The organism is Saccharopolyspora sp. NPDC002686, assembly GCF_040295745.1.
Taxonomy (GTDB): domain Bacteria; phylum Actinomycetota; class Actinomycetes; order Mycobacteriales; family Pseudonocardiaceae; genus Saccharopolyspora; species Saccharopolyspora oryzae.
This window is the reverse complement of record NZ_JBEOVY010000192.1, coordinates 1-14520: the sequence shown is the minus strand read 5'-3', so window position 1 is coordinate 14520 and position 14520 is coordinate 1. Positions and strand designations below refer to the sequence as shown.

The window sequence follows — 14520 nt, the reverse complement described above, 5'->3', positions numbered from 1 at the left end:
GGCGCCGGCGGTGCGCGCTGCCTCGTCCAGCCGCTCGTCGTCGCGCGGCCTGCCCATCGTGATGTTCTGGGCGGCGGTCAGCGGCCAGCGCGTGTGATCCTGGGCGATCACCGAGATGCGTTCGCGCAGCGCATCGCCGGAGACCTCGGCGAGGTCGACGCCGTCCCACCGGACCGCGCCGGAGTCCGGCGCGTACAGCCCGGCCAGCAGCTTGGCCAGCGTCGTCTTGCCCGACCCGTTCTCCCCCACCAGCGCCACGACCTCACCGCGCTCGACCGCCACACTCACCCCGTCCAGCGCGGGCGTGTCCGCTCCTGGATACGTGAAGCGGACCGCGTCGGCCTCGATCCGGCGGAACGGCTCGAGCTGCGCCGTGCGCTCGGGTGGCACGAACTTCTCGGCCAGTGCGCAGAACTCCAGGTAGTCCCCGAAGTACAGCCCTGCCTCGTAGAGCTTGTTCACCGACTGCACCAAGCTGGTCAGGGACGACTGGCTCGCCCGGATGGTCAGCACGGCGGTGCCCACCACCGCCAGCGGCACGAATCCGAATGCGAGCATCAGGCCGAGCGTCCCGTACACCGCGCCGAGCGCGATGCCGCCGAGCAGGTCGCCGGTCATGCGCGTGGTCGCCCGCTGCCAGGCGACGTCGAGCTCCACGCGCTGCTCGTACTCGGCGATGCGGTCGTACTCGCCGAGCAGGAAGCGGCGCAGCGTGAAGGCCCGCACCTCCGCGGCCGGCGGTCGCTCGGCCATCAGGTCGGAGAGCAGGAACTTCCGCCGCCGCGCGGTGGAGATCCGGCGGAAAGCCGCATAGCGCATCCGCGCCGACCGCAGCGCCGCCCAGCTGTCCGGCACCGCCGTCACCAGCAGCAACGGCATCAGCGCCGGGTGCAGGATGCCCAGGGTCACCGCCGCCGAGAGCACCCCGATCACGCCGGTGAGCACGTTGACCGTCATCTCCACGACGGTCGCCGAGTCGGGCACGCCGTTGTCGCGCGCCCGCTGCATCGAGTTGTGGAACTCCTCGTCGTCGAACGCGGAGAGCTCGACCCGGGTGGTCAGCCGGAACAACCGGGTCTCGGCCAGTCGCTCGACCTGCGGCTTCAACCGCTCCTGCGCCCACGCGGCAACCGCCATCATCCCCGCGCGCAGCCCCGCGGCCGCGGCCACCAGCAGCAGTGCGGGGATCGCCGCGCGGACCCGGTCCGCGGTCGCGCCTGCCGCGAACAGCGATTCCAGCACGTCGTTGGTGGCGAGGAGACCGAAAGCGGTGAACAGGCCCGCCAGCACGTTGAGACCCAGCGTGGCCGCGGTGTCGGCGCGGCTGGCCTGCCAGGCGACCCGGATCGCGTCGCCGACCAGCCCCGGCAGGCGCCGCGCGATCGCCCCCAACCCCGCGGACAGCAGCTCCGCGTCGTGCGCCTGCCAGTACGGCGCGACGAGATCGGCCGGTTCGGCCACGGCGCGATTCCGCCGCCTCAGCATGCGCGATGTCCGATTCCCGGTTTCCTTGCCGGACAACGACTTGTCCCCATCACGTCCGGAAAGCTAGTCCAAGCAAAGGGCGCCCGGTAAGCGTTGTCCCTCGTTTGGCTCTAGGTATGCGAACCCGGATGTGCCAACAATCTCAGGGGTCGCCCCGGGGAGAGCGTCGCGCTGTGGGGAGCGCGTCCACCCGAATTCGTTGGTGCACTGCGAAATCCGAAGTGCACCTCGGCGACCAACACAACGTTCCGCCAGACCGGCGGACGAGAGAGGAGCTATCATGCCGACGCAGCTTCTGGAGCCCCGCGACGCGGGAACCGTTGCCATCGAAGAGGTTTCGGTCGAGTTCGAGGTCGACTTCAAAGAGGTCCTGCACGGTCCGCAGGCGTGCGTGAACACCTGCAAGCGGACGGTGTGCAGCAGCTTCCCGTGCTGTCCGTCCATCGTCTGACGAGTTTTCGCCACGGCGGCGGGGAAATCCGCATCGGACTTCCCCGCCGCTCCTTCACCTCGCGACCGGGGAGCGACTGGATGAACAGCACGACGACCGATCTGCCCGACCAGCTGGCGCGAGCCGCGGCGTCCGCGGGCCGGGAGGTGGCGGTCGACGACACCTGGGTGAGCGTGCGCAACCCCGGTGGTGCGGTGCCCGACCAGGGCTGGAAGCTGCACATCTCGGCACGTCCGGGCACCCTCGGGCAGACCGTCGACATCGCCCTGCCGCTGCTGCTGTCCCACGACTGCGACTTCAAGGTCGCGCGCTCCCCCGAGGTCCTGAGGGAGCTCAACTCCGGCGACGTCGATCCGGCCACCGTCGGCAAGGCGATGACCGTCTACCCGCCGCAGGACGACGTGGTGCGGCTGGGCGGTCTGCTGGCCGAGGCGCTGGTCGGGATGACGGGTCCCCGGATCACCAGCGACCGCCGCATCCGCCCGGATTCCCCGGTGTACTACCGGTATGCGCCGTTCCGCGCCCAGTACCGGGTGGACGACAACGGCGACTTCGAACTCGTCGTGATCGGACCCGACGGCAGTGCGCATCCGGGCGCTGCCGGACCGGAGTTCAGCTGCCCGCCGTGGGCCAGCGACCCGTTCCGCGCCGACGCGTACGGCGCCGAGCCGCGCGCGACGGTGCTCGGCGGCCGCTACCGGCTGACGTCCGGGGTCATGCGCGGACCTCGCGGCAACGTCTACCGCGCCACCACGCCGGACGGGCAGCAGGTGGTGGTAAAGGAAGCCCGCGCCCACGTCGGGGAGAACGTCAACGGCATCGATCTGCGGACGCAGATGCGCAACGAGCGGCGGGTGCTGCAGGCCCTGGACGGGGTGGACGGGGTGCCGCGGCTGCTCGACCACTTCCGGCACGGCGAGGACGAGTACCTGGTGACCACCGACGCCGGTACCCGCGATCTCAACCGGCACGTCGGCGAGCAGACCAGGTTCTTCGACGACCCCACCACTCCCGAGCAGGACCTGGGCAGGCTGGCCGCGCAGCTGGCCGACGTCCTCGCGGCGGTGCACGAGCGCGGCGTCGTGGTGCGCGACCTCTCCCCGAAGAACGTGGTCGTCGACGAGGGCCGCTGCACGCTCATCGATTTCGGCAACAGCCACTTCGACGGCTTCCAGCTGCACGGGTGGACGCGCGGCTACAGCGTGCCCGACCAGTACACCGATCGCCCGGCCGAACCCAGCGATGACTACTTCTCCCTGGGCGCGACGCTGTTCTTCGCCGCCACCGGGATCAACCCGATCGACATCGACCCCGACCCGGTGCGCAACCTGGAGCGCACCCTGCTGTGCCTGGAACGGCTCTACCCGAACGCGACCGGTGTTCGCGCGCTGATCCCGGGTCTGCTCAGCCTGGACCCGGCGGAGCGCACCGCGGCTTTCGCGGACCTCCGCGATCACCGCACCACCCGTCGCGGGCACCGGCCCAAGTCGCCCGAACTCACCTCCGATCTGCTGGAATCCGTGCTGGCGCACACGATCGGCGGCTGCGTGGCCGCCGCGCACGAGATGGCGTCGGAGTCGGTCGAGCGCGGCACTTCGGAACCGCCCAAGACCAACGTCTACAGCGGATCGGCCGGACTCGGCTTGGAGCTGCTGCACCACCCCGAGGGCGTCGACGCCGGGATCGAGCTGGCCCGCTGGACGATCGCGGCGACCCCACCGGCCCGGCTGCCCGCCTCGTTGTACTTCGGACGGACCGGGACCGAGATCTTCCTCGCCGCGGCTCGCCGGACCGCACCGGACCTGCCGGTGTCCGAACCGATCGGGCTCGGCGACGACGAACGCGCCGATTGCATGCACGGCGTGGCCGGTATCGGTGCGGGACACCTGGTGCTGCACGGCCTGGATCCGGACGGCGGGCACCTGGCGATCGCCGACGAGTGCGCGCGCCGGCTGCTCTCCGGCCAGACCCGGGACACCGAGGACTCGGTGCCCGCCGATCCCGAGACCGGGGTGGCGCTGGAGGCCGGTTTCGCGCACGGCAGCGCGGGAATCGCGCACTTCCTGCTGTCCTACCACCAGCGCACCGGTGATCGGACGGCGGAGGAGTCCGCCGCGAAGCGGTTCGAAGTGCTCGCCGACGAAGCGGCGGAGCTCGTCCGGATCATGCGAGGACGTCCCGCGCGGCCGATGGCGGCTTCCTGGTGCCAAGGCATGTCGGGCATCTCGTCGGCGCTGCTCGCCGCAGCTCAGCACTGGGACGACGACCGCTACCTCGCGCGGGCCAAGGACGGCGCACGTGCTTGCCTCGGCCTGGCCGCGCAGTCGTGGGTGGTCTCGCAGTGCTGCGGCCTGGCGGGCATGGGCGAGGCGCTCGTCGACCTGGCCATCGCCACCGGGGACGAGGAGTTCTGGCGGGGTGCGGAGGAGATCGCCGTCCACGTCCTCGCCCGCAGCGGCGGTGAGTACTCGGCGCCGGTCTTCCCCGACAACTCGCTGAAGGACTCCAGCGCCCCGTGGTCCACCGGAACCTCCGGAGTCCTGTCCTTCCTCCGCCGCCTGCACCAGCGCGACGGCGCCCGCCTCTGGACCCCGGACTGGACCTCGCCGGTCTAAACGCGCAGCTCGGCGGCGAGGCGGATGTCCCGGGAGGATTCACCGACCAGCACAGCGACACGTCCCGGTGCGATTCGCCAGGACTTCGACGTCTCGTCCCAGTAGGACAGGTCCCGTTCGGTGAGCTCGAAGGTGACCTCCGCCGTTTCACCCGGTTCCAGAGCGATCTTGCGAAACCCCTTGAGCTGCTTGGGAGGTTGGCGGACCTCCGCGCTCGGCGACGGCAGGCCGAGGTAGAGCTGCGGCACCGCGAACCCCCGGCGGTGTCCCGCGTTGGTGACCGACGCGGTCGCGATCATGCCGTCCACGCGCAGGTCCGCGTACTCGAACTCGGTGTAGGAGAGTCCGTGTCCGAAGGGGAACGCGGGCTCGATCCCCGCCCCGTCGTAGTGCCGGTACCCGACGAAGACGCCTTCCGAGTAGTGCACCCGCTCGGCGATTCCCGGGTAGCGCTTCGGGTCGCCGGCCGTCGGGAGGTCGGATTCGCGCGCGGGGAACGTCACCGGGAGCCGACCACCGGGGTCGACGTCGCCGAACAGCACGCGGGCGAGCGCTGTGCCTGCGTTCGCACCCGGGTACCACGCTTCCAGCAGTGCTCGTACCCGGTGGCGCCACGGGGTGAGCACCGGTCCTCCGGTCTCCAGCACCACGATCGCGTTGGGGTTCGCCGCCACCACCGCTTCGACCACCGCGTCCTGGTCGACCAGCGGATTGCCCGCGGCGGGCGGCGGGAACGACACCAGACCTGCGTCGACGTCCAAGCCCGCCTTGTCCACGAACTCCGACTGGAGGTCGGCGGCGAAGACGATCGCCACGTCCGCCTCCCGCGCCGCCGCCGCGGCCGCTCGCGGGTCGCCGCCCGGGTGGTAGCTGACGGTGATCTCCGCGCCTGCCCGCCGCTCGATGCCCTGGCGCGGCGTGACGACCTCGAACGGGGTGACCGACGAAGAACCACCGCCCTGCACGAACCGGTTCGCCGCCTCGCCGATGACCGCGATCCGCCCGCCCCGCAGGGAGTTCTCGTCCAGCGGCAGCACACCGTCGTTGACCAGCAGCGTCGTCCCGTGCTCGGCCACCTCGCCGGCCAGCTCCAGGTGCGCTTCCCGGTCGATCGAGGAATCGTCCGGCGGGAACGGCGGGCGGTCGAACAGGCCGTGGGCGAACATCGTCCGCAGGATGCGGTGCGCGTGGTCGTCGACGTCGGCGGTGCTGGCCCGGCCCGCCGCGAGCGCCGCCGAGATGGCGGGTGGCGAGTACACCAGGGCGGGCCAGGGCTCGAAGTCCAGGCCGTTGCTCAGCGAGTTCCCGGTGTTCCTGGTGGCCCCGTAGTCGGCGATGGTGTACCCGGCGAAGCCCCACTCGCCCTTGAGCAGGTCGTTGAGCAGCCACTGGTTCTCGCACGCGTACTGGCCGTTGAGCCGGTTGTAGGAGCCCATCACCGCGCCGACCCCGGCCTCGCGCACCGCGGCTTCGAACGGCGGCAGGTGGATCTCCCGCAAGGTCCGCTCGTCGACGATCGCGTCGTAGGTCATCCGCGAACCGACCGCGCCGAGCACTCCTTCCTGGTTGTACGCCGCGAAGTGCTTCACGCAGACGATCAGGCCTTCGCGGTGCGCTCCGCCGATCCAGGACACCGCGAGCCTGCCGGTCAGGTGCGGGTCCTCGCCGAACCCCTCGAAGGTGCGGCCGGACAACGGGGTCCGGACGATGTCCACGGTCGGTCCGAAGACCACGTCGTTGCCCTTGAGCTTGATCTCGTTGGCGACCGCGGCGCCGTAGCGGGACGCCAGATCGCGGTCGAAACCCGCGGCCAGGGCGATGGTCGCGGGCATGGCGGTGCCGTTGCCCTGCCGAGCTCCGATCGGACCATCGCCGTAGTGCACCGGTGGCACGTCGAGCCGCTCGACGCCGTTCCCCGTTCCGGTGTGACCGCCCGGCATCCCGGCCGGTCCCACCAGGTCGTCACCGCCGAGCAGGGAGATCTTCTCCGGCAGGGTCAGCTCGCGCAGCAGCAGCGAGGCCCGTTCGTCCGGCGGCAGGACGGGAGCGCACCACGGGTGGTCGCCGCAACGACCGGGCGCGGCCGCCGCAGGCCTCCCGGAGGCCAGGACCAGGGCCGATACCGACAGGAACGTTCGACGGCTGAACACCACGACCGGGCTCCTCTCGCGCAGATTCGCCCAAGTCTGGGTGGACGGAGCACTCCGGTCATCGCCCAGATGCACGCATTCCGCCGCACACCCGAATCAGGTCCACTGAGGACAGTCAAGGGCGCCCGCCGGCGAATCGACGGCCGGCAGACGCCCCGTGCTCTCAACCGCCAGTGGCGTCGAGGCGCTGCCGGCGGTGGGCCGCCATGCGGACCGGAGCGTTGGGCACGCCGTAACCCGCGTAGCTCCCGATGCGCTGGACGAGCTCGAAGAAGATGCGCGAGCCCAGCATCTCGGTGCACACGTGCAGGTACTCGCCGTGCTCGTCGCGGTCGTAGAGCACCGAGTTCGCGCGCAGCTGCGCCAGCAGTTCCGGCCCCAGGTCCAGCCGGGCGTCGAGGTCGTCGTAGTAGTTGTCCGGGATTCGCAGGACCGGCGCTCCCCGCTCCCGCAGTGTGCGCGCAGCGGCCAGCACGTCGTCGCAGGCGAACGCGATGTGCTGCGGATCGCGCACCGCCGGGGCCCACTCACCGCGGCGCACCAGCGTGCCGGTCAGCGCGATGCGCACCGCTCCGGTCGGGTCGACGACTCCTCGCGTGCGCACCATGCCGAACGGTGCCGCGTACTCCGCGATCGGTTCCGGTTGCAGCCCGACCACCGAGCGGTAGAACAGCGCGGCCTCGTCGAAGTGGTCGAACGGCTGGGTCAGCGCGACGTGGTCGATGCCGGTGATGCCCAGTCCCGGCACCGCGGACGTGCCGGCCCCGGGGAAGTCCGCGAGCCAGCTGTCGGACCCGGCGCCGCAGAAGAACACCTCGGTGCCGTCCGGCGCCGCCACGGACGCCAGGTTCGCCTCCTCCGGCCCGCGCGTGCGCGGCAGGATCGGTGCGTGCATGGCATCCGCCCGCAGCGCGGAACTGCTCGGGTCGGCGCTCTCCACCGCCAACGCACCGATCATCGCCGAGTCCGGCGTTTCCGACTTCGCGTTCAGCAGCACCCGCGCGCCGCCCTGCTCCCACAGCTGGACCGGTTTGCTGCCGTGCTCACCGGTGCGCTCGAAGCCGAGCGCGGCGAGGGTTCCGGCGAGCTGCGCACCGGACACCTCGTCCACGGCCAGTTCCGCGAAGGCATGACCGGTCAGTTCCGGTGCCGGTGCGGCCACCGGCAACCCCACCTGCTCCTCCAGCAGGCGCAGCGACCGCATCGCGTCCAGCGCAGCGGGTTTCGGGTCGGCCTGGCGGAAGACGTCGTTGAAGACCTCCAGCGAGAGCGGTCCGCGGTAGCCGGTGGACAGCACGTTGCCCACGAAAGCGGGCAGGTCGAAGGAGCCCTGGCCCGGGAACAGCCGGTGGTGCCGGCTCCACTGCAGCACGTCCATGTCCAGCCGCGGCGCGTCGGCCAGCTGCAGGAAGAACAGCTTCTCCCCGGGAATCGTGCGGATCAGCGCCGGGTCGCTGCCCCGCGAGAGCACGTGGAAGCTGTCCAGGCACACACCCAGCGCCGGGTGGTCGGCGCGGCGCACGATGCGCCACGAGTGCTCGTAGGTGTTGACGAACCGGCCCCACGCCAGCGCTTCGTAAGCGACGCGCATGCCGCGGGCAGCGGCGCGTTCCGCGAGCACGCGCAGTTGCCCGGCGGCCAGCTCGTCGTCGTCCACCGCGTCCGGGGAGACCGTCGAGCACACCAGGACCAGGTCGACGCCCAGCTGCTCCATCACGTCGAACTTGCGCTCGGCGCGCCGCAGGTTGGCCTGCAGCACGTCCGGCGGAACCGCTTCGAAATCGCGGAACGGCTGGTAGAGGTCGATGGTCAGTCCGAGGTCCGCGCAGCGCTGCCGGATCTCGGCGGGCGACGCGGCCGAGGCGATGAGGTCGTTCTCGAAGATCTCCACCCCGTCGAACCCCGCGGCAGCGGCGGCGGCCAGCTTGTCCTCCAGGGTTCCGGACAGGCAGACGGTGGCGATCACCCGGCGGGGTTCAACTGCGGACATGCACGCCTCCGGCGAGTTCGGTGAAGTGGTTCAGCATCCGGTCGGCGTCCGGCTCCACACCGGTGAACAGCCGGAACGAATCGACGGCCTGGAACACGGCCATGCCGCCACCGTCGAGGACCCGGCAACCCCGGGCCCGCGCCGCGACGACCAGTTCGGTCTCCAACGGCCGGTAGACCACGTCGGCGACCCACAGCTCGGGCCGCAGCAGCTCGGCGGGCACCGGCGATCCGGGGTGCGCGGCCATGCCCGTCGGCGTCGCGTGCACGAAGCCGTCCGCCCACGCCAAGGACTCGGCGACGACCTCGAGGCTAGCGGCTTCGGCGCGGTCGGCGCCGAAGCGCTCCCGCAGCGACGCGGCCAGCGACTCCGCGCGGCCCGGGTCGGCGTCGAGCACTCGCAGCACCCCGGTGCCCAACGTCAGCAGCGCGTGCGCGACGGCCGATCCGGCTCCGCCCGCACCGAGCAGGACCACGCGGTCCACCGGGGCGTCCGGCAGACCCCGGCTGAAGTTCCGGGCGAAACCGGACCAGTCGGTGTTGTGCCCGATCGCGCGGCCCTCGGTGAACACCACCGTGTTGACCGCGCCGAGCGCGACGGCGTCCGGCGAGAGCTCGTCGAGGTGCTCGATGACCAGCTGCTTGCACGGGTGCGTGATGTTCAGCCCGTCGTACCCGGCGGTGCGGGCGGCGGCGAGCAGCTCGCCGATGTCCTCGGCCGGCCTGCCCAGCACGTCCAGGTCCCATCTGCGGTAGAGGTACCGGATGCCGAGCTCGTCGGCCTCGTGCTCGTGCAGCGGAGGGCTCAGCGATGGGCCGATGCCCGATCCGACGAGCCCGATGAGGTAGCTGTCCTGCGTGCGCACATCCCCGCCTCAATTAATGAACGAACCAGCTAGTTAATAGTAGGGCGGAAGCCCGGATCTAGGAAGGGGCGCTGCACTACAGTGAACGCGAGTACCGATCCACCAGGGGAGCGCCGTGGCAGCACCAACGTCCGACACCGGTGACGTCCGGCAGCGCGACGCCGAGCGGACGCGCGCGGAGATCCTCGAGGTCGCCACCCTGGAATTCGCCGACAAGGGCTACGCGGGCGCCCGGGTCGACGAGATCGCCGCGCGCACCAGCACCACCAAGCGGATGATCTACTACTACTTCGGCGGCAAGGAGCAGCTCTACCTGGCCGCGCTGGAGAACGCCTACTCGGTGATCCGCGGCATCGAGAGCGAGGTCGACGTCGAGAGCTCGGACCCCGTCGAGGCGATCCGCCGGCTGGCCGAGCTGACCTTCGACCACCACGAGTCGCACCCGGACTTCCTCCGCCTGGTCAGCATCGAGAACATCCACCGCGCCGAGCACCTGACCAAGTCCGACCTGCTCCCCCGGCTGGCCGACCCGGCAGTGGGCGTGCTCGGCGGGATCCTGGAGCGCGGCCGGGCCACCGGGGTGTTCCGCGACGACGTCGACGCGCTGGACGTCCACATGGTGATCAGCTCGTTCTGCGTCTTCCGCACCGCGAACCGCTACACGTTCCAGGCGATCTTCCAGCGCGACATGCTCGACCCGGCGCGCCGCGACCACTACCGCACCATGCTCGGCGACCTGGTCATCGACTTCCTCACCGCCCGCTGACCCGAAGCGGGCGCGCAGCGCCGCTCGACCCCACCCCCACCGCGCCCCGCCGGAGATCCGGTCGAAGTCGTTCCGAAAGACGGCCTTGACAGGTGACCGAGCACACTTCACTCTTTGGAACTAACTAGATGGTTCATAAGTCGCCGGTCTGAGCAACGGTGCACGGACTCCTGGAGTTTCGAGTGACCTCCCACCCGCCCGCCCAGCGCGGCAAACCCCGCAAGGCCGCCCTCGCCGCGTGGATCGGCAGCGCCCTGGAGTACTACGACTTCTTCATCTACGGCACCGCCGCCGCGCTGGTGTTCAACAAGATCTTCTTCCCCGACTCCTCCCCCGCCGCAGGCACGCTGCTCGCGCTGGCCACCTTCGGCGTCGGCTACCTGGCCCGGCCGATCGGCGCGTTCGTGCTCGGCCACATCGGCGACGTCTTCGGCCGCAAGCGCGTCATGGTGCACACCGTGCTGCTGATGGGGGTGGCGACCGTGCTGGTCGGCTGCCTGCCCACCTACCAGCAGATCGGCGTCGCCGCACCCGCGCTGCTGGTCGCGCTGCGGCTGCTGCAGGGCTTCTCGGCCGCCGGGGAACAGGCCGGCGCCAACTCGATGTCGCTGGAGCACGCCCCGTCGCACCGCCGCGCCTACTACACCAGCTTCACGCTCAGCGGCACCCAGGCCGGGCAGATCCTGGCGACCGCGGTGTTCCTGCCGGTGGCGGCACTGCCCGAGGAGCAGCTGCTGAGCTGGGGCTGGCGGGTGCCGTTCTGGCTCAGCGCGGTCGTGGTGGTCGTCGGCCTGGTGATCCGCCGCAAGCTCGACGAGACCCCGGTGTTCGAGCAGGAGATCGCGGGTGGGACCAAGCGGGCCAAGACCCCGCTGGCGCCGCTGTTCCGCGACCACTGGGCCGACGTGCTGCGGGTCGTGGTGGCCTCGGTGATCGCCGCGGTGAGCACCATCTTCACCGTCTACGCGCTGAGCTACGCGGTGAACACGGTCGGCCTGGAGCGGAGTCCGATCCTGTGGGTCGGGGTGATCGCCAACGTCGCGGCCTTGATCACGATCCCGCTGTGGGCCCGGCTCGCCGACCGGATCGGCCGCAAGCCGGTGTTCATCGGCGGTTCGCTGGGCTGCGCGGCGCTGATGGCCGCCTACCTCTGGTCGCTGTCGACGGGCCACTACCCGCTGATCTTCCTGACCGGGATCCTGATGTTCGGCGTCGTCTACAGCGCGACCAACGGGATCTGGCCCGCCTTCTACGGTGAGATGTTCCCGGCCCGGGTCCGGCTGTCCGGCATGGCCGTCGGCACCCAGATCGGGTTCGCGATCGCCGGATTCGCCCCGAGCATCGCCGAAGCCATCGGCGGCGGCCGGGACGGCTGGGTGAACGTCGCGCTGTTCACCGCGGGCCTGTGCGTGCTCAACGCGGTCGCGGTGGCCACCGGGCGGGAGACCCACCGGGTACCGACCGAGGAACTGGGGCTGAAGCCGCCCAAAACGAACGGCGAGGCGCAGCGGAACGCAGTGAGCGTCTGACACCGGAGGCCGGGGTGCCCGCACCCCGGCCTCCGTCCATTGTGGAGCTGCCTCGATCCGGCCCCCGCCGTTGCCCGGCGGGGGCCGATGCCGATCGGAACCGGGTTCCGGGTGGCCGACGAAATTTCCGGGGCTCGCGGTGGCGCTGGTCCGGGTAATACCGTGCCGGGCATGAGTGATGAGATCAGCCGGTTCGGTTCGGTGCAGCTCGCGGATCTTCCCGAGGATCTGCGGGAGCGCATCGGGGCCTTGGCGGAGAAGTCCGGATTCGTGCCCAACGTCTTCCTCGCGATGGGGCACCGGCCGGACGAGCTGCGCGCGTTCTGCGACTACCACGACGCGCTGATGGAACGCGATTCCGGCCTGACCAAGGCCGAGCGGGAACTGGTCGTGGTGGCGACCTCGGCGGCCAACCACTGCACGTACTGCATCGTCGCGCACGGCGCGATCCTGCGGGTGCGCGCGAAGGACTCCCAGCTGGCGGACCTGGTGGCCGCCAACCCGTGGGGCGCTCAGCTGGACGACCGGCGCCGGGCCATCGTGGACCTGGCGCTGGCGCTGTCCCAGGACTCAGCGCTCTTCGGCGAGCACGACCTGACCGCAGCGCGCGAAGCAGGCCTGTCCGAGGACGAGATCTGGGACATCGGTGCGATCACCGCGTTCTTCGCGATGTCCAACCGGATGGCGCACCTGATGGCGCTCCGGCCCAACGAGGAGTTCTTCCTGATGGGCCGCGTGCCCAGGAAGTAGTCAGCGGCGGACGCCGGGACGACCGCCCGGGCGCTGCTGCGGCCGGCCCTGCCCACCGCGCGGCGGGTTCGCGGCGCGGGTGGCGCCGCCTCGCGGGGCTCCGCCGCGAGCAGCGGCGGGGCGCCCCTGCGGGGCCTGGCGCGCGGGCCGGCGGGCCGGTTCACGGCGGGGGCGGTCGTCGGCGTCGCCGAAGAAGTCGTCGTCATCGCGCGGGGCGCGGCGCGGCTGGCGCGGCGCGGCCGACTTGTTGCGGCTGTTCACCCAGAGGTCGAAACCGAGGATGATCAGCGCCCCCACCAGCAGCAGCAGGCTCAGCTCGTAGATCTGAAACAGGATCACGACCAAGAGCGCCAGCAGCAGCATCGGCACCACGGGGATCCAGCAGAACTTGTCGATCCGGCTCAAGATCCCTGAGTTGCCCGCGGAACCGCCGCGGTCCGCGTCACGTGCCATCGAGACTCTCACTTCCACTCTGCTCCCCGGCCGCTGAAGTCTACCGGAGCAGGTGACGCCGAGTTCCCGCGGCGCGGCGGAGGGTCAATCGCTGCTCATGTGCCCCAGCAGTTCGCGCAGCAGCCCCTCCAGCTGCCGGCGGTCTCCGGTGGACAGTCCGGACACCAGCCGGCGCTCCCGGCCGATCAGCACCTCGATGTCGTGCTCGATCACCTGGTGGCCGTGCTCGGTGAGCTCCACGGCCACGGTCCGCTTCCCGGAGGCCGACCGCTGGGTCCGCACCAGCCCGGCGTCCTCGGCCCGCGTCACGCGCTGCGTGATCGCACCACCACTGACCAGGCATTTCTCTGCGATGTCGGCCGGGCTGAGCCGGTAGGGCGCACCCGCGCGGCGCAGCGTGGCGAGCAGGTCGAGGGTGGCGCTGTCGATGCCCAGCTCGGCCAGCGCGCGGCGGCGCTCGTCGGTGATCAGCTTGGCGATGCGCAGGATCCGGGCGATCACCCCGATGGAGTCCACCGGCATGTCCGGCCGCTCCCGCGCCCACTGCTCGACGATGCCGTCCACCGCGTCGGCGTTCATGGGCGCAGTCTAGCCCGGTTGTCTTTAGACCTAAAGAGTGGCTAGCATCGGCTACGTCTTTAGACCTAAAGAACTAGGAGGGAACATGTCCCGCAACGCAGTCGTCACCGGCGGCGGCACCGGGATCGGTCGCGCCGTGGCAGCACGACTGGTGGCGAACGGCGACCAGGTGGCAGTGCTGGGCCGGCGCCCGGAGAAGCTCGCCGAGACCGTCGCCGAGCTGGGCTCGTCGGCGCGCGCCGTCCCGGTCGACGCCACCGACCCGGCAGCGGTCCGGGCCGCCGCGGCCGAACTCCCCGACCGGATCGACGTGCTGGTCAACGCGGCGGGCGGCAACACCGACCTGCCCAACGGCGCTCCGGCGGCCGACGACCTCGAAGCGGTGCGCGCCTCCTGGGCGGCGAACTTCGAGGCGAACGTGCTCAGCGCCGTGCTCGTGACGCAAGCGCTGCTGCCCCGGCTCGCCGACCACGCGCGGATCGTCAACCTCGGCTCCGTGACCGCGCGGTCCGGGCAGGGCAGCTACGGCGCGGTCAAGGCGACGCTGGAGCCGTGGACCTCCGAGCTGGCCTTCCAGCTCGGCGCGCGCGGCATCACCGCCAACGTCGTCTCCCCCGGGCCGACCGAGGGCACGGACTTCTTCCGCGGCGGCGACTTCCCCGCCGCACGGCGCGAATTCGTCGAGTCGCGGGCCGCCGACGGGCGCCTCGGCCGGGTCGACGAGGTGGCCGCGCTCGTCCACTTCCTCGCCTCGCCGGAGGCATCGCACATCACCGGGCAGGTCCTGCACGTCTCCGGCGGAATGCACCTGGGGCGCTGAACCGGCCGCAGTGGACCGATCGACCGGGTCGATAGGGCCAACCGGGACACCACGACGTCCACGAACG

12 protein-coding genes are annotated in these 14520 nt (G+C 71.1%); 6 read left to right on the top strand and 6 right to left on the bottom strand.

Features of this window, described 5'->3' with window-relative positions; all coding sequences use genetic code 11:
* Positions 1-1461, bottom strand: a 1461-nt coding sequence (locus tag ABTZ89_RS23535) for an ATP-binding cassette domain-containing protein (RefSeq protein ID WP_351048256.1), incomplete at its 3' end; no start/stop codon positions are given.
* Between the two features lie 304 nt (positions 1462-1765).
* Here ABTZ89_RS23535 and ABTZ89_RS23530 point away from each other — a divergent pair.
* Both ABTZ89_RS23530 and lanL read left to right on the top strand, forming a co-directional pair.
* Positions 1766-1936: an SflA family class IV lanthipeptide gene (locus ABTZ89_RS23530; protein WP_270953945.1), complete on the top strand. Its 171-nt coding sequence runs from the start codon at positions 1766-1768 to the stop codon at positions 1934-1936.
* An 80-nt stretch (positions 1937-2016) separates the two neighbouring features.
* Complete coding sequence (gene lanL, locus ABTZ89_RS23525) at positions 2017-4551, top strand: class IV lanthionine synthetase LanL (RefSeq protein WP_351048253.1); 2535 nt, start codon at positions 2017-2019, stop codon at positions 4549-4551.
* Here the strand turns inward: lanL and ABTZ89_RS23520 are convergent.
* The 3 genes from ABTZ89_RS23520 to ABTZ89_RS23510 all read right to left on the bottom strand — a co-directional run bounded on the left by ABTZ89_RS23520 (position 4548) and on the right by ABTZ89_RS23510 (position 9556).
* A complete protein-coding gene (locus tag ABTZ89_RS23520) occupies positions 4548-6704 on the bottom strand; it encodes a beta-glucosidase (protein ID WP_351048250.1) in 2157 nt (718 codons plus the stop codon). The genes lanL and ABTZ89_RS23520 overlap by 4 nt on opposite strands.
* Positions 6705-6864: 160 nt before the next feature.
* Positions 6865-8691, bottom strand: coding sequence for a bifunctional sugar phosphate isomerase/epimerase/4-hydroxyphenylpyruvate dioxygenase family protein (locus ABTZ89_RS23515; protein ID WP_351048247.1), 1827 nt, complete (start codon positions 8689-8691; stop codon positions 6865-6867).
* A complete protein-coding gene (locus ABTZ89_RS23510; RefSeq protein WP_270953940.1) occupies positions 8678-9556 on the bottom strand; it encodes a shikimate dehydrogenase in 879 nt (292 codons plus the stop codon). The genes ABTZ89_RS23515 and ABTZ89_RS23510 overlap by 14 nt, the downstream gene beginning before the upstream one ends.
* Positions 9557-9671: 115 nt before the next feature.
* Between ABTZ89_RS23510 and ABTZ89_RS23505 the strand changes: the two genes are divergently transcribed.
* The 3 genes from ABTZ89_RS23505 (at position 9672) to ABTZ89_RS23495 (ending at position 12601) form a co-directional block, all read left to right on the top strand.
* Entirely contained in the window at positions 9672-10322 is a 651-nt protein-coding gene (locus ABTZ89_RS23505) for a TetR family transcriptional regulator (protein ID WP_351048244.1), read from the top strand.
* Between the two features lie 182 nt (positions 10323-10504).
* Positions 10505-11851 (top strand): MFS transporter, encoded by a 1347-nt coding sequence (locus tag ABTZ89_RS23500; RefSeq protein ID WP_351048241.1) that lies wholly within the window; start codon positions 10505-10507, stop codon positions 11849-11851.
* Positions 11852-12022: 171 nt separating this feature from the next.
* The gene (locus ABTZ89_RS23495) at positions 12023-12601 is read left to right on the top strand and encodes a peroxidase-related enzyme (protein WP_270954435.1); all 579 of its coding nucleotides are present in this window, start codon (positions 12023-12025) and stop codon (positions 12599-12601) included.
* On the opposite strand, the gene ABTZ89_RS23490 is transcribed toward ABTZ89_RS23495, so the two are convergent.
* Together ABTZ89_RS23490 and ABTZ89_RS23485 are read right to left on the bottom strand one after the other, a co-directional pair.
* Positions 12602-13054, bottom strand: a complete 453-nt coding sequence (locus ABTZ89_RS23490) for a hypothetical protein (RefSeq protein ID WP_270954434.1) — start codon at positions 13052-13054, stop codon at positions 12602-12604. It abuts the gene before it with no gap.
* Between the two features lie 84 nt (positions 13055-13138).
* Complete coding sequence (locus ABTZ89_RS23485) at positions 13139-13633, bottom strand: MarR family winged helix-turn-helix transcriptional regulator (RefSeq protein WP_351048237.1); 495 nt, start codon at positions 13631-13633, stop codon at positions 13139-13141.
* A gap of 85 nt (positions 13634-13718) precedes the next feature.
* Here ABTZ89_RS23485 and ABTZ89_RS23480 point away from each other — a divergent pair, with 85 nt between their 5' ends.
* The gene (locus ABTZ89_RS23480; protein WP_351048234.1) at positions 13719-14453 is read left to right on the top strand and encodes an SDR family NAD(P)-dependent oxidoreductase; all 735 of its coding nucleotides are present in this window, start codon (positions 13719-13721) and stop codon (positions 14451-14453) included.
* Positions 14454-14520 lie beyond the last annotated feature (67 nt).